Source organism: Alcanivorax sp. HI0044 (assembly GCF_001634945.1).
The window spans coordinates 1-18864 of the sequence record NZ_LWEZ01000742.1 but is presented as its reverse complement, the minus strand read 5'-3'; the positions used below and the strand labels follow the sequence as shown (position 1 = coordinate 18864).

The 18864-nt window shown below is 57.3% G+C and carries 18 protein-coding genes; 5 read left to right on the top strand and 13 right to left on the bottom strand.

All coding sequences use genetic code 11. From position 1 onward, the window contains the following. On the top strand, positions 1–219 hold a 219-nt coding region (locus tag A3730_RS29585; RefSeq protein WP_156501097.1), incomplete at its 5' end, for a transposase. Positions 220–318: 99 nt separating this feature from the next. Here A3730_RS29585 and A3730_RS08955 read toward each other — a convergent pair. The 7 genes from A3730_RS08955 to recJ all read right to left on the bottom strand — a co-directional run bounded on the left by A3730_RS08955 (position 319) and on the right by recJ (position 8575). Then, a complete protein-coding gene (locus A3730_RS08955; protein ID WP_231880751.1) occupies positions 319–1437 on the bottom strand; it encodes an enoyl-CoA hydratase/isomerase family protein in 1119 nt (372 codons plus the stop codon). Positions 1438–1607: 170 nt separating this feature from the next. Beyond that, the gene (ung, locus tag A3730_RS08950) at positions 1608–2324 is read right to left on the bottom strand and encodes a uracil-DNA glycosylase (RefSeq protein WP_063521439.1); all 717 of its coding nucleotides are present in this window, start codon (positions 2322–2324) and stop codon (positions 1608–1610) included. Then, complete coding sequence (locus A3730_RS08945) at positions 2317–2988, bottom strand: TetR/AcrR family transcriptional regulator (RefSeq protein ID WP_063521440.1); 672 nt, start codon at positions 2986–2988, stop codon at positions 2317–2319. The genes ung and A3730_RS08945 overlap by 8 nt, the downstream gene beginning before the upstream one ends. Before the next feature lie 104 nt (positions 2989–3092). Further along, entirely contained in the window at positions 3093–4604 is a 1512-nt protein-coding gene (lysS, locus tag A3730_RS08940) for a lysine--tRNA ligase (protein WP_063521441.1), read from the bottom strand. Between the two features lie 99 nt (positions 4605–4703). Then, positions 4704–5820 (bottom strand): peptide chain release factor 2 gene (prfB, locus tag A3730_RS08935; protein WP_156497033.1). Its coding sequence is split into 2 segments (ribosomal slippage): positions 4704–5747 and positions 5749–5820, totalling 1116 coding nucleotides; the frame shifts between segments, so codons are not numbered across the junction. 412 nt (positions 5821–6232) lie between these two features. Next, a complete protein-coding gene (locus tag A3730_RS08930) occupies positions 6233–6517 on the bottom strand; it encodes a hypothetical protein (protein WP_035247581.1) in 285 nt (94 codons plus the stop codon). Positions 6518–6850: 333 nt separating this feature from the next. Further along, on the bottom strand, positions 6851–8575 hold the full coding sequence (gene recJ, locus A3730_RS08925) for a single-stranded-DNA-specific exonuclease RecJ (protein WP_369817621.1): 1725 nt from the start codon (positions 8573–8575) through the stop codon (positions 6851–6853). Positions 8576–9021: 446 nt separating this feature from the next. On the opposite strand from recJ, the gene fadB reads away from it, so the two are divergent. Both fadB and fadA read left to right on the top strand, forming a co-directional pair. Further along, a complete protein-coding gene (gene fadB, locus A3730_RS08920; protein WP_063520558.1) occupies positions 9022–11169 on the top strand; it encodes a fatty acid oxidation complex subunit alpha FadB in 2148 nt (715 codons plus the stop codon). Between the two features lie 26 nt (positions 11170–11195). Continuing rightward, positions 11196–12371 (top strand): acetyl-CoA C-acyltransferase FadA, encoded by a 1176-nt coding sequence (gene fadA, locus A3730_RS08915; protein ID WP_063537949.1) that lies wholly within the window; start codon positions 11196–11198, stop codon positions 12369–12371. A 334-nt stretch (positions 12372–12705) separates the two neighbouring features. On the opposite strand, the gene A3730_RS08910 is transcribed toward fadA, so the two are convergent. Continuing rightward, the gene (locus tag A3730_RS08910) at positions 12706–13431 is read right to left on the bottom strand and encodes a zeta toxin family protein (RefSeq protein ID WP_063519462.1); all 726 of its coding nucleotides are present in this window, start codon (positions 13429–13431) and stop codon (positions 12706–12708) included. Positions 13432–13945: 514 nt separating this feature from the next. Between A3730_RS08910 and A3730_RS08905 the strand changes: the two genes are divergently transcribed. Beyond that, on the top strand, positions 13946–14659 hold the full coding sequence (locus A3730_RS08905; protein WP_063519463.1) for a hypothetical protein: 714 nt from the start codon (positions 13946–13948) through the stop codon (positions 14657–14659). Between the two features lie 130 nt (positions 14660–14789). Here A3730_RS08905 and A3730_RS08900 read toward each other — a convergent pair whose 3' ends face one another. The 5 genes from A3730_RS08900 to A3730_RS08880 all read right to left on the bottom strand — a co-directional run bounded on the left by A3730_RS08900 (position 14790) and on the right by A3730_RS08880 (position 18155). After that, positions 14790–15641: an ion transporter gene (locus A3730_RS08900; protein ID WP_063519464.1), complete on the bottom strand. Its 852-nt coding sequence runs from the start codon at positions 15639–15641 to the stop codon at positions 14790–14792. A gap of 159 nt (positions 15642–15800) precedes the next feature. Beyond that, positions 15801–16454 carry a glutathione S-transferase gene (locus tag A3730_RS08895; protein ID WP_156496935.1) on the bottom strand — a complete coding sequence of 218 codons (654 nt, stop codon included), beginning with the start codon at positions 16452–16454 and terminating at the stop codon, positions 15801–15803. Positions 16455–16526: 72 nt separating this feature from the next. Then, entirely contained in the window at positions 16527–16775 is a 249-nt protein-coding gene (locus A3730_RS08890; protein ID WP_231880571.1) for a type II toxin-antitoxin system RelE/ParE family toxin, read from the bottom strand. 25 nt (positions 16776–16800) lie between these two features. Next, entirely contained in the window at positions 16801–17061 is a 261-nt protein-coding gene (locus tag A3730_RS08885; protein ID WP_231880430.1) for a type II toxin-antitoxin system ParD family antitoxin, read from the bottom strand. Positions 17062–17168: 107 nt separating this feature from the next. Further along, positions 17169–18155 (bottom strand): hypothetical protein, encoded by a 987-nt coding sequence (locus tag A3730_RS08880; protein ID WP_063519467.1) that lies wholly within the window; start codon positions 18153–18155, stop codon positions 17169–17171. Positions 18156–18220: 65 nt separating this feature from the next. Between A3730_RS08880 and A3730_RS08875 the strand changes: the two genes are divergently transcribed. Continuing rightward, positions 18221–18864, top strand: a 644-nt coding sequence (locus A3730_RS08875; protein WP_231883901.1) for an IS4 family transposase, incomplete at its 3' end; no start/stop codon positions are given.

Sequence of the window (18864 nt, the reverse complement as noted above, 5' to 3'; positions counted from 1 at the left end):
CGGCTCTCGAAGAATGGCGACCCCGCGTTGCGGCAAAAGTTATACATGGGTGCCGTTGTGGCGATGCGGCATAACCCCAGCATTCGGCGCCAATATCAACGGCTGTGTGCTGCAGGCAAACGAAAGATGTCAGCGCTGGGCGCGGCCATGAGAAAACTGGTGCACATCGCTTACGGCGTGCTGGCGCACCAGAAAGAATATGAACCACAGCCCGTTTGAGAGGGGTTGTGGTTCATTGGGAGAGACGGTATCTACCCCAACCGCCCCCCTTCCTAAACAAAAAAGGCGCCGAAGCGCCTTTTTTGTGTGTTGCCGGGATTACCGGGTCTTACCCAGATCCGCCAGTGGATGCTTCGGCGCCGGGCAACGGAAAAAGCTATCGATGTAGGCTTTCGGCACCGACGCCACATCACGATGGCGGAACCCGGGCTTACCATCCTTGTCGATCAACAAGGCCCGCACCCCTTCGCGGAAGTCACCGTGCAGGGAGCATTGCACAGCCAGGCACCACTCCATGCGGAACACCTCAGCCAGATCGTAATAGGTAGAGCGATCCAGCTGCTCCCACACCAGATGGGCGGTTTGCGGGCAGCCGCGCTCCAGGTTGCCCAGTGCCTTGTCCAGCCAGCGGTCACGCTCTTTCACGTTCAGCAGCTGCTCAGTAACCACCGCAATGCTTTCGCCATCACACAGACGATTAATCAACGGCAGATGGTCGATCAACGGATGAGGCAGATCACTCATGTCCGCCGCTTGTTGCTTGAACAAGCGGTACATCACCGCGCGGTTTTCGGCTTCATCATCCGCGAAATCCTGCTCGGCCAGTGCATCCAGCAGGCTGTCGGCATCGGCGTCCACCATGCGGTCCGCCATGCCGATTTCTACCGCTTCGCGACCGTTGATGTGCACCCCGGTGAGCCCCAGGAACAACCCCACCCGGCCGGGCAGACGATTCAGGAACCAGCTGCCACCCACATCCGGGAACAGGCCGATGGTGATTTCCGGCATGGCCATGCGCGAACGCGGCGTGACCAGGCGGAAGTCGGCACCCTGTAACAGGCCCATACCGCCCCCCATGACAATACCATCACCATAAACGATGACCGGGATGGCACTGGTGTGCAGCCGATAATCCAGCACATATTCCGCCGCGAAATATTCTTCGGTAAACGGATTACGGCCTTCGCCCGCGTGTTTCACCATGGACTTGTGCATTTGCACGATATCGCCGCCCGCGCAGAGCGCCTTGCCGCCAGCACCATCCAGCCAGATCGCCACCACATCAGAACGTTGCTCCCAGGCATCCAGCTTCTCGCTCAGCAACTGGATCATCTCCAGGCTTAGCGCGTTCAGGGATTTGGGGGCATTCAGAGTGGCGCGGGCGATCACTCGGCCGCAACGGGTTTCGATTTCGGAAAACAACACGCAGTCAGACACAACGACTCCATAAAGCAGTGAATAGTTAATAATTAACAGTTAATCATTTGCGCGGGCCACCCCATCTATTCAGCACGTCTGAAGCCGCGTTCATGCTATAGGCGCGGCCCCAGGACTCGAAAAGACCGAGGTGACCAACCGCGCAGCTATTAACTATTCATTATTAATTGTTAATTTTCAGGCACCGACCAATCAATAGCCGTTTTTCCCTGCTGAAGCAGGTATTGATTCGCGCGGGAGAAATGGCCACAGCCGAGGAAACCACGGTACGCAGATAACGGTGAAGGGTGCGGGGCAGAGAGCACGCAGTGCTTGTCGCGATCGATCAGGCGACCTTTCTTCTGGGCATGGCTGCCCCAAAGCAAAAACACCAAGCCATCACGATCACGATTCAGATGCTCGATGGCTTCATCGGTAAACCTCTCCCACCCCTGCTTCTGGTGCGAAGCAGCTTGCCCGGCCTCGACAGTAAGCACCGCATTGAGCAACAGCACACCCTGCTCAGCCCAATGGGTCAGGTTGCCATGGGAAGGAATATCGAAGCCCAGATCCCGGTGAATTTCCTTGTAGATATTCACCAGTGACGGCGGCGTCTTTACGCCGTGCTGAACGGAAAAGCACAAGCCATGGGCCTGGTTTGGACCGTGATAAGGGTCCTGCCCCAGGATTACTACCTTTACCTGCTCAAAGGGCGTCAGGTTAAAGGCGTTGAAAATATCCGGCCCCGGCGGGAAAACCGTTTTCCCCGCACGCTTCTGTTCTGCCAGGAAGGCGCGCAGTTGCGCCATGTAATCCTGCTCGAATTCGCCCGCCAAATGCTGTTGCCAGCCGGGCTCTAACGGCACGCCCTTGCCACCCGAGGTGTTNGCGGGATCCACATCAGCCATGGTGGGGAACGACTTTATCCAGCATGTTGTACATGCGCTTCTCGACAAACTCCTGGGAGATTTTTTCCGGGTGTACCAGCAAGCGCTGTTCGATGGTCAGGAAGGTGGCGAAGATTAACTCCGCGTCCAGCTTTGGTTCTTTGCAGCCAAAGAGTTCGCAGGCCATGGTCAGCGTCTCCACATGCTGGCGCAGGTACATGTCCGCCAGTTCACGCAGCCGCGCATCCAGAATTGCTTCCTGAATAAACGCCTGCTCGGCAACCACATGGTCGCGGCGATTCTGCAGCTCATCCACAATAAAGGCCGCCATCATTTGCGCCAGCAACTTCACCAGCCGGTCCCGCTCTTGCGGGTCTGCCAGGCTATCGCGGGAAAACTGCGACATCAGCCCAAAGGCCTGCTCCTTGAACGGCTCGATCACTTCCTTCATTGCCCGCTCGGCGAACAACGTGAAGGTATCCGCGATCAGATCGGAGATATCCTTGAAGTAATAGGTGGTCGCCGAAAGGGGCACCTCCGCTTCACGGGCAACCGCCCGGTGGCGAACGGCACGAATACCCTCGCGCACAATAATACTGAGCGAGGCCTCAAGAATTGCCTGTCGACGCTGCTCGCTACCCGTGCGGCGCGCTTTTCTTCCCTGGTACTGAATTGCACTTGTCATGGACACAGCCAGCCTTTGTTGTCAGCCCTAAATTTGTGTCGCTCTCCCGACTTCAATCCCGCAAGGGCGGCAGGCGCAAATGGCGCCTGAAAAAACAGCCTTTATCAGCCCTGAGGCCGCATATGCGGGAACAGAATAACGTCTCGAATAGACGGCGCATCTGTAAACAACATTACCAGACGATCAATGCCGATGCCCTCCCCGGCCGTCGGCGGCAAGCCGTGCTCCAACGCGACCACATAGTCCTCGTCGTAGAACATGGCTTCATCATCACCGGCCGCTTTCTCTTCCACCTGCTGGCGGAAACGCTCCGCCTGGTCTTCCGCGTCATTCAACTCGGAGAAACCATTGGCAATTTCACGGCCACCCACAAAGAACTCAAACCGCTCGGTAACAAAGGGGTTATCGTCCATGCGGCGCGCCAGCGGCGACACCTCGGTGGGGTATTCGGTAATAAAGGTCGGATCCTTCAAACGGTGTTCCACCGTCTTTTCGAAGATCTCGATCTGCACCTTGCCCAAGCCATAGCCGCCCTTGAGAGGAATACCCAGGCCAGTAGCAATTTCACGGGCACCTTGCTCATCCGCCAGCTTGGCGGCATCCATATCCGGATTAAAATGCAAAATGGAATCGAATACCGTCATCCGCGCAAAAGGTTTACCAAAATCGTACACATCACCCTGATACGCCACGTCCGTTGTACCCAGCACCGTCTCCGCCAGGGTGCGCAGCATCTCCTCGGTCAGGTTCATCAGGTCGTGGTAATCACCGTAGGCCTGATAGAACTCCAGCATGGTGAATTCCGGGTTATGCCGGGTGGAAAGGCCTTCATTACGGAAGTTACGGTTAATCTCGAATACCTTCTCGAAGCCGCCTACCACCAGCCGCTTCAGGTACAGTTCCGGCGCAATGCGCAGGTACATGTCCAGATCCAGGCTGTTGTGATGGGTGATAAAGGGGCGCGCGGTAGCGCCGCCGGGAATCACCTGCAGCATCGGGGTTTCGGCTTCCACAAAGTCTTTTTGCACCAGGAAGTTACGAATTCCGGCCACGATCTTGGCGCGAATCTGGAACGCCTTGCGCGTATCCTCGTTGACGATCAGGTCCACATAACGCTGGCGGTATTTAGCCTCGGTGTCAGTCAAACCCTTGTGTTTCTCGGGCAGCGGACGCAGTGACTTGGTGAGCAGCAGGTACTCATCCATCATCACATACAGATCGCCCTTGCCGGATTTGCACAGCGTACCGCGCACCCCGATGATATCGCCCAGATCCCAGCTCTTGGTCTCTTTGCGCACATCGCGGGTTTCATCCTTGGGTGCAAAAATCTGAATGCGGCCGGACATGTCCTGCAGCACCTTGAAGGCTTTGCGGTCCAGCATCATGCGACCGGCCACCGCCACCTGAATATTCTTCTCTTCCAGCTCTTCCTTGGTGAACTCGCCATACTGCGCCTGCAAGTCGGCGGCCAGGGAATCCCGGCGGAAATGGTTCGGGAACGGATTGCCGTGTTCGCGCAGTTCGGTCAGCTTGGCACGGCGCTCAGCGATCAGCCGGTTTTCGGCAGCGGCTTGCTGCGAGGCGTCGACATTCTGTGTGGTGTTGTCTTGGCTCATAACTCAGTGCTTCCGGTAAAGCGCCAGCCACCCGATGCCTGGCGCCAGACGCGTTGTGGGTAGCGTCTGGCGCCAGGCATCAGGCGTCCAGCGTAGCAATCACAATCCCGCTTTCAGGGAGGCTTCGATAAACTGATCCAGCGCGCCGTCCAATACCTGCTGGGTATTGTGGCTCTCAACGCCAGTGCGCAGATCCTTGATACGGCCATCATCCAGTACATAGGAGCGGATCTGGCTGCCCCAGCCAATATCCGACTTGTTGCTTTCCTGTACCTGTTTTTCCGCGTTGCGGCGCTGCATTTCCAGTTCGTAGACCTTGGCCTGCATCATCTTCAGGGCCTGATCCTTGTTCTGGTGCTGGCTACGCCCGCTCTGACACTGGGTCACCAGGGTGTGCTTCTCGCCACCATCATCAGTGTATTCATAGGTCAGGCGAACCGCCGAATCGGTCCGGTTAACGTGCTGACCACCCGCGCCGGAGGCCCGGTAGGTATCCACCCGCATGCTGCCCACGTCGATATCCACATCAATATCGTCGTCCACTTCCGGGGACACGAACACCGAGCTGAACGAGGTATGACGGCGGCCGCCGGAATCGAACGGGCTCTTGCGCACCAGCCGGTGCACGCCGGTTTCAGTACGCAGCCAGCCGTAGGCGTACTCGCCTTCGAAACGGATAGTGGCAGACTTGATGCCGGCCACATCACCGGCGGACGCTTCCACCAGCTCGGTCTTGAAACCGTGGGCCTCGCCCCAGCGCAGGTACATGCGCAGCATCATCTCGCCCCAGTCCTGGGCCTCGGTGCCACCGGAACCGGCCTGGATATCCAGATAGGCGTTACAGGCATCCATCTGCCCGGAGAACATGCGACGAAATTCCAGATCCGCCACCATTTTTTCCAGATCACGCAGGTCGCTTTCCACTTCCGAGAGAGTGTCTTCATCCCCCTCTTCCACCACCAGCTCTAACAGGGCGGAGGTGTCTTCCACTCCCTGGGAGGCATCGTTGATGGTGTTCACAACCATTTCCAGCTGGGCCCGTTCCTTGCCCAGGGCCCGGGCATAGTCCGGATCGCTCCAGACATCCGGGTTTTCAAGCTCGCGCTCGACTTCGGTCAGACGTTCACTCTTCTGATCGTAGTCAAAGATACCCCCTAAGCGCTTCGACACGCTCAGACAGGTTGGAAAGGTGGGTTCGCAGCGGATTGACTTCCATTACGTCTCTCTAGAATAAGTGCTTGGCAAATTGATATGCGGACAACAGCGCAGTCTAACGGTTTGCGGGTTGGCTGACGAGGGTCAGAGCCTCCCCGCTCCGCAGGAACGTCGACCCGCACGTTTATAACGAAGCCGCTGTAGGAGTTCCTCTTGAGGGACGAATACCAGCCCTCGCGAGGAAACAGGCAATGCGGGGGTCACCTGATCATTCTGGAGGCCCCGGTTGCTCTGCTGCTCCGAACCGAATCCGGGGTAGGCTCTGCGGATGATTTTCACGCTGACGCGTGGTTCGTCCCTCAAGAGGGACTATTCGCTTCGCTCACCCTTCGGGCCTCACGGAAATACGTGCGTTACTCCGCTACGCTTCGTTCCTACAGCGGCTTCGTAGATGTAACGGATCGCTTCCTACGTCAGTCTCTCAACTCGTAAACGTGGTGAGCCTCGCCCTTCATGTTATCGATGGTGGTACCGATATAGCGGGCATTGTTGGGAATGCCGGAACCGGTGGTGAACACCTTGAAGGTGCGCACTTCTTTCGGAGTGTCGATCACGGTGTCCGCGTCCACTTCCACCCACATGAAAATCACCGCTTCCTGGGGGATGTAATCCACCCGCAGTACCTTGCCTTCTTCGGGCAGGCGTAACTCCTGCACTTCGTTGACCACCTTCAGGCGGTGCTTGTGTATGGTCTTCATTTGAGTCCCCTCCGTTAAGGACACAACACGGCGGTGGACGATAGCCACCCCGCGCAGTCAATGCCGGCACGGCCTTTTGGGCCGCACCCTGGTAAAACAGGCACCCGGTGTCGAGCGCGAAGCGCAATGCTAGCAAAAACCGGGGCCGCCGACAGCATTGTCGACAATTTTGCAGGAGTCGATGGGGGGAACATAAAGCGGTTTTGATTCCAGGCCCAATGTTGGATTACGCCTTTCAGGCTAATTCAACCTACATAGTCACGGGGAGCTGGTTGGTTTTGTAGGTCAGATTAGGCGTAGCCGTAATCCGACATTCCCACCGCATCAGACCGATCAAAGCGGAATCAGATGCTCGAACAGCAGCTGGGGATTGCGCTGGCCACGGAATTCGTTGACCTCCAGGCGATACACCCCGCGCACCTTGCTGATACGACTGGGCAGCGCGTCCACCGCCACATTGAAATGAATGGCATCAATCACCCCGCTGACGCCGGGCAGGCCCAGGGTCAGTTTCAGGTGGCGTTCGCCGACGATGCGGTACTTGAGCACCTCGAATTCGCCATCAAAACTGGGGGCCGGGAACCCCTGCCCCCAGGGAAAACGGTGGCTGAGCAATTCGGCATTGGTCAGCGACAGCTCGTGGTCTTCCAGCTCGCCGTCCGTTTCCACAATGCGCTCCAGCGCTTTTGGAGACAACAGCTCGCCCACCGCTTTTTCGAACGCCGCCTTGAACGCGTCCAGCTTTTCCAGCTCCAGCGAGAGGCCCGCCGCCATGGCGTGACCACCGAATTTGCTCAGCAGCCCGGGATTAGCTGTGGCCACCGCATCCAGCGCATCGCGCAGGTGCAAGCCGGGAATCGAACGGCCCGAGCCCTTCAATTGGCCGCGCTGCTGGGCCGGGGCAAAGGCAATCACCGGCCGGTGAATCGCTTCCTTTACCCGCGAAGCAAGAATGCCCACCACCCCTTCATGCCATTCCTTGCCATACAGGCACAGGCCCGCGGGCAGGTTATCCGCATCCAGCCGGGCCACCTCTTCCATGGCCGCATCGCGCATGCCGTGCTCGATGGAGCGGCGCTCCCGGTTGATGGTGTCCAGGTCCTGAGCCATCTCGGTGGCTTCGGCATCGGTTTCCGCCAGCAGGCAGGCGATGCCCTGAGTCATATCGGTGAGCCGCCCCGCTGCGTTCAGGCGTGGCCCCACTGCGAAACCCATATCCGCCGCCAAGACCCGGCTGGGATCGCGCCCGGCCACTTGCAGCAACGCGCGGATGCCTGGGCACCCCTTACCCGCACGAATCCGCCTCAGGCCCTGCTCCACCAACACCCGGTTGGCATCGTCCAGCACCACCACATCGGCCACCGTGCCCAGCGCCACCAGGTCCAGCAGATCGGTAATCGGCGCGCTGGCGGTAACGCCCTGCTCGCGCAACGCCCGCTGCAGATCCATCAACAGATAAAATGCCACTCCGACCCCCGCCAAATTCGTGGCGGGGAAATCCTCACAACCGGGCAGACGCGGGTTCACCAGCGCATCCGCCTCCGGCAGGGTGTCGCCGGGCAGATGGTGGTCGGTAATCAGGACTCGCATACCCTGGGCGCGTGCAGCAGCCACCCCATCCACACTGGCAATGCCGTTATCCACGGTGATGATCAGGTCCGGCTCATACAGCTCTTTGGCCAGGTCCACGATGGCCGGCGACAATCCATAGCCGTATTCAAACCGGTCCGGCACCAGGAAATCCGGGCGCGGATAACCCAGCCGCTCCAGGCCTCGCACCATCAGCGTGGTGGCCGTGGCACCGTCCGCGTCGTAGTCGCCCACAATGCAGATGCGCCAGTGGTCTGTTCGCCCTTGTAAAAGCAACGTCACAGCCCCACGCAAACCAGTGAACTGCTCAGGATGCGGCAGACGTTTCAGGCCCAGGTTCAGTTGCGCCGGATCGGTCACCCCTCGCCCGGCCAGAATCCGCGCCAGCATGGGCGGCACATCGGGCCAGTCCGGCGTGTGCTGCGGCCGGCGGGTGATCTTGGGCAAGCTGGGTTTGTCCATGGGCATGAATGGGGCTCGGTGAGTCAGGGGTTCTGGCCAGGCCGGGTATTCGTCATGCAAGCATGACTTCCCACAAAACCTCTGCCTTTCTGAGAGGGCGCGAAGTTTGTGGGAAATGATGCTTGCATCATGAATGCCCCCGGCGAGCCGGGGCGGCACCAGACCGGCAGTCTGCCACGGCGCCGCCCTAACAGCACGAACACAAGGAGCAAGTGATGAAATTTTCGCCATACGGTACCCCGCAATCACCACCACGACCAGATAGTCACAAATTAGGGCTAAAAAAGTCATCCCGCTTCCCTATACTTGCGGGCCTACGAGTTTCGTCGTTTATGTAAGCAAACACTCACATGAATGCCATGTAAACGACGCGCCCACCCCGAATTTCGGGGCCTGGGGCACACCAAAGCGGTCATTTAAACCGCGTACTTTGGGACTGGAGAGCAGAAGCTATGATCTATCAAGGCAACGCCGTAAGCGTACAACTGCTTGACGACGGCATCGCCGAACTGAAGTTTGACCTTCAGGGCGAGTCCGTTAACAAGTTCAATCAGGAAACCGTGGAAGATCTCGGTAAGGCTGTGGAAGCTGTTAAAGGTAACAGCGACATCAAAGGCCTGATCGTGACTTCCGGCAAAGGGGTTTTCATTGTTGGCGCCGACATCACCGAATTCACAGACATGTTCAAACTGCCGGAAGACGAAATCGCCGGCTGGTGTCTGAAATCCAACGAAGTCTTCAACGCTTTTGAAGATCTCGACATTCCCAAAGTGGCAGCCGTTAACGGCATCGCCCTGGGTGGCGGCCTGGAAATGTGCCTGGCCGCAGATTTCCGCGTGCTGAGCGAAAAAGCACAGGTCGGTCTGCCAGAAGTGAAGCTGGGCCTGTACCCGGGCTTCGGCGGTACCGTGCGTCTGCCCCGCCTGATCGGTGTGGACAACGCGGTTGAGTGGATCGCCGCAGGCGGCCAGCACAAGGCTGACAAAGCACTGAGCGTAGGCGTAGCCGACGCCGTTGTTGCCCCCGACGAACTGCAAAACGCGGCCATCGATCTGGTCAAGCAGTGCCTGGCCGGCAAGATCGACTTCCGCGCCAAGCGCGCCGAGAAGCTTGAGCCGCTGAAACTACCGCCCATGGAAAACATGATGGCCTTCCAGACCTGCACCGCCATGGTGATGGGCCAGGCTGGCAAGAACTACCCGGCACCGGTAGCGGCCGTGAACACCATGCAGAAGCACGGTGGCATGAACCGCGACAAGGCACTGGAAGTGGAAGCCAAAGGCTTCGCCAAAGTGGCCAAGTCTTCACAGGCAACTTGCCTGGTCGGCCTGTTCCTGGCAGACCAGCAAGTGAAAAAGGTCAACGGCAAAACTGCCAAGGCCTCCAAGGAAATCAACCAGGCTGCAGTACTGGGCGCGGGCATCATGGGTGGCGGCATCGCCTTCCAGTCTGCCTCCAAAGGCACTCCGATCATCATGAAGGACATCGCCGACAAGGCGCTGGACCTGGGCATGAGCGAAGCCAGCAAACTGCTGACCAAGCGTGTTGAGCGCAAGAAAATGAAGCCGGCCAAAATGGCCGAAGTGCTGTCCTCCATCCGCCCGACCCTGAACTACGGCGACTTCGCCAACGTGAACGTGGTGGTTGAAGCGGTTGTTGAGAACCAGAAGGTCAAGCAGTCCGTATTGGCGGAAGTGGAAGGCGAAGTGACCGAGGGCACCGTGCTGGCCTCCAACACCTCCACCATTTCCATCACCAAACTGGCTGAAGCCCTGAAGCGTCCGGAAGACTTCGCCGGCATGCACTTCTTCAACCCGGTGCACATGATGCCGCTGGTGGAAGTGATCCGTGGCGAGAAGACCTCCGACGAAACCGTTGGCACCCTGGTGGCCTACGCCCAGAAAATGGGCAAAACTCCCATCGTGGTTAACGACTGCCCCGGCTTCCTGGTTAACCGTGTACTGTTCCCCTACTTCGGCGGCTTCGGCATGCTGATGCGCGACGGTGCCGACTTCCAGGCCGTGGACAAAGTGATGCAGAAATTCGGCTGGCCCATGGGCCCGGCGTACCTGATGGACGTGGTTGGCATCGACACCGGTGTTCACGCGGCCCAGGTCATGGCGGAAGGCTTCCCCGAGCGCATGCAGTACGACTTCAAAGATGTGTCTACCGTGATGTTCGAAAACGAGCGTTACGGCCAGAAGAACGGCATCGGCTTTTACAAGTACGAGCTGGACAAGAAAGGCAAAACCAAAAAGGTTGTCGACGAGTCCACCTACGAACTGATCAAGCCGCACGTTGCGGACACCCAGGAATTCGATGCGGACGAAATCATTGCCCGCATGATGATTCCCATGTGCACCGAAACTGTTCGCTGCCTGGAAGACAACATCGTAGGTTCCGCTGCCGAGGCCGACATGGCCATGATCTACGGCATCGGCTTCCCTCCCTTCCGTGGCGGTCCGCTGCGTTACATCGACAGTGTTGGCGTTAAAGAATTCGTCGCGCTGTGTGACAAGTACGCGCACCTGGGTGGCATCTACGAAGCACCGCAGATGCTCAAAGACATGGCCGCCAAGGGCGAGTCTTTCTTCGCCTAAGCCACGGACAAGCAGGAGTAAGAGATATGAGTTTGAATCCTAAAGACGTCGTCATCGTCGATGCGGTCCGTACCCCCATGGGCAAGAGCCGTAATGGCCAGTTCCGTCACGTGCGTGCCGAAAAACTGTCAGCCCAGCTGATCCAGGCGCTGATGGCCCGTAACCCGAACTGGGACACCCAGCTTACTGAAGATGTGATTTGGGGCTGTGTAAACCAGACCAAAGAACAGGGCATGAACATCGCCCGAAACATCTCCATGCTGGCCGGTCTGCCGCGCACCAGCGCTGCACAAACCGTGAACCGTCTGTGTGGTTCTTCCATGCAGGCACTGCACTCCGCCTCACAAAGCATCATGACCGGCAACGGCGATGTATTTGTGATCGGTGGTGTAGAGCACATGGGCCACGTGGCCATGGATCACGGCATCGACCTGAACCCGGAAATGTCCAAAGTGGCTGCCAAGGCATCCAACATGATGGGCCTGACCGCGGAAATGCTGGGCAAAATGCACGGCATCACCCGTGAGCAGCAGGACGCCTTCGGTGTTCGCTCCCACAAACTGGCGTGGGAAGCCACCCAGGAAGGTCGCTGGAAAAACGAAATCGTGCCGATCGAAGGCCACGACCAGAACGGCCACAAAGTGCTGTGCGAAATTGACGAAGTGATCCGTCCTGGCGCCAGCATCGAAGACATGCAGAAACTGCGTCCGGTCTTCGATCCGGCCAACGGTACCGTCACTGCCGGCACCTCCTCTGCCCTGTCTGACGGTGCCTCCGCCATGCTGGTGATGAGCGCCGAGCGTGCCCAGGCTCTGGGCCTGAAGCCCCGCGCCAAGATCCGCTCCATGGCCGTTGCCGGTTGTGACGCTGCCATCATGGGTTACGGTCCGGTACCGGCCACCCAGAAAGCCCTGGCGCGTGCTGGCCTGACCATCGACGACATCGACTATGTAGAACTGAACGAAGCGTTCGCTGCACAGTCCCTGCCGGTGGCCAAGGACCTGAAGCTGATCGACAAGATGGAAGAGAAAGTGAACCTGAACGGCGGCGCCATCGCCCTGGGTCACCCGCTGGGCTGCTCCGGTGCACGTATCACCGGCACCCTGCTGAACGTCATGGAATGGAAAGACGGCCAAATCGGTCTTGCCACCATGTGTATCGGCCTGGGTCAGGGTATCGCTACCGTGATCGAGCGGGTTTGATAAACGCCTGACGCCCGAAGCCTGACGCCGGACGCCGGACGTGCTCCGGCGCTCAGGCCCGGCACCCTATTTCCGGCCCGCCTCACAAGGGCAGGACTGGAAACAAAAAACCCCGGCTTACCCGCCGGGGTTTTTCTTTATAAGGAAAGTTGAACAGAGACTTGAACTAGTCAGCCTTGGCTGCTTCCTCAACAAGGCGATTCTGACGCTCTGAGGCCTTTTTCAGCACACGACCGTACACCCGCTTACGCTCCGCTGAGGAGGCGTTTCGGATGAAGTCAGAAAAAGGGGTCGATTCCACGACCGGGGGAGATTTCTTCAACATGTTTCCACCCTAGTCCAGTCCAAGCATGCGCTCAAGGTCCGCGCGACTATATTTCTCAGGAATATAGTTGTCAATTCGCTCCACATTCGCTTTGTAAAATCGGTGGGAGCCATCCCGGTTCTTTAGTAGCAAATCAACCCGAATATCCGGATACGCTTCTTTGAGCATGTTCACTGCATCTCTGGCAGTAAAGTACTGATTTATAAAGTCTTCTGGCAGTATTCGTCGCCCCTCGCTAGTCTCACGGGCTTGGACAAACTCCCATGCCTGTAAAGGCTCCTGGTAAACATAGAGAATTTGCACAAACCTCCCTTTATTTAAACACCGCTCAATATTGCGTCGCGCCACTTCAAACCGGGCCAAAGTACCGTCCAACAAAAAGGTCTGACGCTGCTTTAACGCCAAATCGAGGACCTTTTCTACCAAAATTGAGACTCCACCCTGAAATAACCAGGAATTATCCCCGGTATAGCCCGGCAGCTCCGATCTAAGCTCATCCGGGTCAATCCTAAGAATTTCACCACCACCATCCTTGACGCTATCAATTAGCTCTATCGACGCTTCAGTCTTGCCCGCGCCTGGGCAGCCAGCCATGAACACCGTTACCGGTTCCTTCTCCGGCACAAACCGGGACGTATCAGTAAGACGCTGACCAATTTTTTTCTTGTGCTTTCTGGCAAAAGCTATCGCTTCCTCCTGAAGTTCAAGCTCTTCTTTACTGAGTTGCTTCGTCATATATCTGATAGCTCCAGAACAGTAGAGGCACTGTCAATATGATCAGCATATAGTAACTAATCAAGACCAGCAGTATTTGCAACTGGGCGAAGCGTTCGCAACCCCTTCTCCCGGAGACAAAGGGTCTGAAGCTGCTAAAAAGGTGGAAGAAAAAATTAGCCCGAACAGCGTCACCATCGTGCTGGGGCACCGGCCAGGCAATCCCGGCTCAGGCCCGGATGCTGATTTCCGACGCACGAATAAGGGCAGGACTGGAAACAAAAAACCCCGGCTTACCCGCCGGGGTTTTTCTTTTTTTAACACCAGACTGGCCTGTTCTGCATAACCGGACCTTTCTGCCCCTCGTCTCCCCCACCGTGCCTTCGGTACAGTAACGGTTCTGTCACCAGAACAGGCTGAAGCGCCGCCGACAACAGAGCATCATTCAAGTCGCGTATTCGCGCGAGCGCTGCTTTCTCCACCCAGAGGGCAAGACGGCAACGCGCGATCAGCCTGCATCAAGGAGGAAGCCTTCATGCTTGACTGGATTGCACAGCATCAAAAAATCCTTTCTGTCGTCGCCAGTTTCAGCTCACTGGTTATCTGGATCGTTTACGCACAACTCCTCTATTTGGGTTTTCGCCGGCAACGCAGCCCGCGCCTGATCATTAACCGTGGGCGCAACAAGGACATCAATGCGCTCTGCCTGATCAGCAACATGAGCGCCGAATCCGTTTTCGTGCAATACATCATCGCCGAACTTCATACCTCCCAGGGCACCATCACCATGGACGTGACGGATTTCGAGCAGGAGTACAACAAGGGCGACGAAAACCCGGAGAGACACAATCCCGCTTCAGGCGCAGTGAATGTGTCGGAGAACACGCGCCAGGGCCCCATTAAACCGGGAGGCTTCTCCCATATCGGCACCTTCAAGGAATTGGTTGAGCGCATCGCCCGCTGTGAGGGCATCAAGATGGACGGGCACATGCCCAAAGGTGATCTGGAGTTCACCCACCTGACCCTGCGGCTCATCGGCATCTACGGCCCCGAGAACAAACCCATCGGCGCCGAACGCGGCTTCGATCTGGCCTACAACGCCAGTGAATTCTCTCTCAGCCCCGCCTCCTGGGACACCAAACAGCTCACCTCCATGAGGCAGCGCCACAAGCTCAAGAAGATTGTGGAACAGCTCAACGCCTCAAACATCACGTCGTCATCGCCTTTTCAGGAGGCGGGAATGCGGTAAAGGAAGCGCAGACGAGCTAGCAGGCCAAGCCGCACTCAACGAAGCAAAGGGCGGGAGATTCGGCCAGGCAGCGATACGGTGCAGACCTGCCTGACCATCAGTGGCGACCCTGGCGCCGCCACAGGTGGAGTTATGAATCGGCCTTGTTCTGCTGGGCCGCTTCCAGTGCCACGATTTTTGCGTGCATGGTGCGCATCAGGTCCAGCATTTCCTGGCGCTCATCGTGGGCAACCAGATTGTTGGCTTCCCGCTCGGCGCGCTGCTCGCTTTCGTGTACTTCCTGAGTCGCGCTCACAATGATGGCAATAAACAGGTTCAGCACCATAAAGCTGGAAATCAAAATAAAGGGCACAAAGAAGATCCAGGCCATGGGGTACACCTCCATCACCGGCCGGGCGATCCCCATGGACCAGCTTTCCAGGGTCATGATCTGGAACAGGCTATAAATGCTGGCGCCCAGCGTGCCAAACCACTGTGGAAACGCCTCACCGAACAGCTCCGTGCCCATCACCGCAAAAATGTAGAACATCATCAGCAGCAGCGCCGCCGTCCAGCCGATACCGGGCAACGCCTGCATCAGCGATTCCACCAACATGCGCAGCCGCTTCACCGATGACAGCAGGCGCAGCACCCGCAGAATGCGCAGACTTCGCAAGATAGCCAGTGGCCCGGAGGCTGGCGCCAGGGAAATGGCGACGATCAGGAAATCAAACACATTCCAGCCGGAGCGGAAAAAGCGCGGGCCAAAAGCCACCAGCTTGAGCGCGATCTCTGCCGTAAACGCCACCAGAATCACCTGATTCACCAGAGTGAGCCACTGCCCTGCCCGCTCCTGGGCCACCGCGGAGGTTTCCACCCCGAGGATAATGGCGTTCAGGAGAATCAGCGCGGTAATGCTGTTCGCGAATAACGAGGACTCAAGCCAAACGGTCAGACGCTGGCGCCAGCCATAAGAGGGAACGGAAGAAGACGAGGCCTGCATGAAACATCACCCAACGAGATAAAAGCCGCGAGTATACCTGATCTGTCCATGGGTATTGATAGCGTACGGTCGGGCAAGCGGGCCGGTCGATCGATGCTCTAGCGCCCTTTGCGAGCGGGTTAACGCACGGGGTGAGACCGGCTCAGCCTCGGACATCACTCAGGGGCGAGCAGGAAACACCACCACCTCATCGCCTTCCTGCCATACCGGCAGCTTGATCATGGTTTGCAGAAAGAGTGGGTGCTCCAACCAGCCCTGTAACCACCGCTGCAGATTCGGGTAAGGCAGCTGGCTAAATACATCGCGATCGACATGGGCGAATTGGCGGACAAACGGCATAACACCAATATCCGCGATGGTCGGATCATCCCCAAGCAAGTAAGCGCGGCTCTCCAGCAACGCCTCCAGGACCCGAAGAAAGCCCTCTCCCCGTTGCCGATACTCTGTCTGAGTCATCTCCACATGGCGGTCGGCGTATTTATAGCGGTCCAGCCAATACTTGAACTCATTATCGTTTTGCTCAATCAGCGCATTGGCCTGATCCAGAACCGTTGCGTCTAACAGCCCCTGTGGATCCTGCTGCTCCAGCGCCCACACCATGATGTCCCGGCTTTCTTGAATCACAGCACCATCGGCCAGCAGCAAAACCGGCACGGTGCCTTTAGGGCTTATCGCCAGCATCTGCGCAGGCTTGTTTTTCAGGGTCACTTCCCGCAACTCAACCTGCAAACCAGCGAACAAAATGGCCAGGCGGGCGCGCATGGCATAGGGGCAACGGCGAAAGGAATATAGACAATTAGATGGAGTCGTCATAGCGATATTGCACAACTGAAAAAGGGGTCCTTCAAGCAGGGACACCCATAAATTTAATTCTTTAAATGAAATTCAAAGGTTGCCTTTGGCATCCTGGCGACCAAGCACCCGCATGATCTCAACCGTTCTTCCATTCAGACGGTAATAAATGCTGTCCACGCCACAGACACTACGCCGATACCCTTTCTGAACATGGTCAACGGCGGGGAAGCGGTATGGTGATTGCGCGATCACATCAAAGCGCGCCATTAGCGTTTTAAAATATCGGACCGCCTGCTCTTCACCAAATGCTTCGACGCCACGCCAATAAATTCGAGCCACATCCCTTTTGGCCGCATCGTTGAGTCTATACCTCATCCCTTCCCAATCCGTCCTGGATCTCTTTCAGCAGTTCCGCAGGGCTCGGCTCCGTGAGCCCACTGCGCTCAGCTTCCCGTAATTTCGCACGAATCACTTCCAGCTCGCGCTCCGTTTCCTGCTCTCGCAGTTGGCGCTCACGAATCAACTCGCGAACCACTTCACTCTCATTCCCGTAATGCCCGCTCTCGATTTGGGTCTTGATCCAGCTATCTTGCTGATCTGTCACCGTAATACTCTTCTTCACCATCCCCATCTCACACCTCTCTCAAGCGCAACTATCCTACCTAGTAGTATAATTGCGCCCAACACGAAGACAACGCCGCTTATCCGCGGCAACCCTGAAGGCTCCCAGCTTTATCCAAGGGCCCAGGGGGTATTCTGCCCGGCAATCCAACGCCGCCCCGTCGCCTCCGCAAAGGCCTTCACCTTCGCTATCGGCCCCAGTGCCAACGGGGCTCTCCGCTTCCGGGGCCCCATGTGTTTCAACCAGGCGCGCTCATCAATACCCATGCGCTCAAGAATATTCGCCGCAGCACCATCAATGGCTCCCCTTTTATCTGCCCGCACAGCCCTGCCAGTGGCATCAACCAACACCAGATAATCCATCAACCGCATACGGCACACGGTGGCATCGTCATCCGTTTCGATATGCTCTGCATCCACCATGGGCAACAGCGCCGGGAGCTTGTCAGTGGAAGGCAGTTTCTGGACAGCGCGGCTTCGCTGCTGGAGAGAAGTAAAGTCAGAAGCTTCGGGTGTCGCGGCCATGCCGGCACGAACAGGGTTAAGATCCACATACGCCATGCAGCCAAGCACCGCCTTCTCGTCCAGCAGCGCCTGGCTTTTGTAGCGCCCTTCCCAGAAACGGCCCTTGCAGCCGTCCTCTTCGTTGGCCCGCCGGGCCAGATGCTCGTTCAGACAGCGCATGAACCAGCCCAGGTCATATAACCGGCAGCGCCATTGCTCAACGACCTCCAGGGCTTTCAGGGTTTCCGCTTCACAGGTCTCGTCGCGCAGCCATCGCTGAACCAACGGCGGCCCGGAAAACAGCCGCATCCACTGCGCCGCCACCTCACGACATGACCAGGCGTCCGCCCTGCCCCGATCCACTCGCAACACCAAATGGTAATGGTTCGACATCACCGCATAGGCGCACAGATCTATCGCAAACACCTCAACCAGCGTCGCCAGGCGTTCCACCACCCATTGCCTGCGATGCTCATAATCCTGACCAGAGTAATGATCCCGCCCACACAAGAAAGCCCTGCGTACACAACGGCAAATACAGTGGTAATACGGCGTTTCCTCAAGGGAAATCTGCTGATAACGCGCTCGAGTCATGGTCGCCTCCATGCTGATCCATGACTTAAACCATACTGTCCTTATGGACAGCAAGTCATCAGATAATGGCCATCAGGCGCGTGAGAGATTTGCTAATTGGTGGGTGTCCTTCTGTTGTTCGGATTGTTGGAATCACTTGTCTCTCCAGCGGCATGGTTATTAACGCGGCGATGGGGCCCTATAAGGGCAAAGGTGGCAGTGAGCATGCCTTGTTCCGCGCCTTGCTGTCCGACCTTGAACAGGGCGATATTCTGCTGGGTGATGCGCTGTATGGCAGCTACTACGTTCTGGCGGAATGTCTTGAACGTGGTATTGATGTGGTTTTCCAGCAAAACGGCGGCAGGAAACGGACAACAGATTTTCGTCGAGGAAAGCATCTGGGGAGCAAAGATCATCTGATCCGAATCAAAAAGCCAGTACAGCGCCCGGACTGGATGTCTGCGGAACACTTTAGAAATCTCCCCGCTGAAATTGTCATACGGGAGGTCGCGCTAGAGAGCAAAGTTCTGATTACTACCCTGAATGATGCAACGCAAGTTCCACGGGAAGCACTGAAAGCCTTGTATCGAAGCCGCTGGCATGTGGAGTTGGATATTCGGAATATCAAAACCACCTTGGGCATGGAAACATTAACGTGCAAAACACCGGAGATGGCCGAGAAAGAGATGTGGGTATATCTGCTGGCGTATAACCTGATACGCATTCTCAT

Coding starts and splice junctions, on each gene's coding strand:
- A3730_RS08945 (WP_063521440.1), bottom strand. CDS start 2,988: ATGACAAGTGCAATTCAGTACCAGGGAAGAAAAGCGCGCCGCACGGGT.
- lysS (WP_063521441.1), bottom strand. CDS start 4,604: ATGAGCCAAGACAACACCACACAGAATGTCGACGCCTCGCAGCAAGCC.
- A3730_RS08930 (WP_035247581.1), bottom strand. CDS start 6,517: ATGAAGACCATACACAAGCACCGCCTGAAGGTGGTCAACGAAGTGCAG.
- recJ (WP_369817621.1), bottom strand. CDS start 8,575: ATGCCCATGGACAAACCCAGCTTGCCCAAGATCACCCGCCGGCCGCAG.
- fadB (WP_063520558.1), top strand. CDS start 9,022: ATGATCTATCAAGGCAACGCCGTAAGCGTACAACTGCTTGACGACGGC.
- fadA (WP_063537949.1), top strand. CDS start 11,196: ATGAGTTTGAATCCTAAAGACGTCGTCATCGTCGATGCGGTCCGTACC.
- A3730_RS08910 (WP_063519462.1), bottom strand. CDS start 13,431: ATGACGAAGCAACTCAGTAAAGAAGAGCTTGAACTTCAGGAGGAAGCG.
- A3730_RS08905 (WP_063519463.1), top strand. CDS start 13,946: ATGCTTGACTGGATTGCACAGCATCAAAAAATCCTTTCTGTCGTCGCC.
- A3730_RS08900 (WP_063519464.1), bottom strand. CDS start 15,641: ATGCAGGCCTCGTCTTCTTCCGTTCCCTCTTATGGCTGGCGCCAGCGT.
- A3730_RS08895 (WP_156496935.1), bottom strand. CDS start 16,454: ATGACGACTCCATCTAATTGTCTATATTCCTTTCGCCGTTGCCCCTAT.
- A3730_RS08885 (WP_231880430.1), bottom strand. CDS start 17,061: ATGGTGAAGAAGAGTATTACGGTGACAGATCAGCAAGATAGCTGGATC.
- A3730_RS08880 (WP_063519467.1), bottom strand. CDS start 18,155: ATGACTCGAGCGCGTTATCAGCAGATTTCCCTTGAGGAAACGCCGTAT.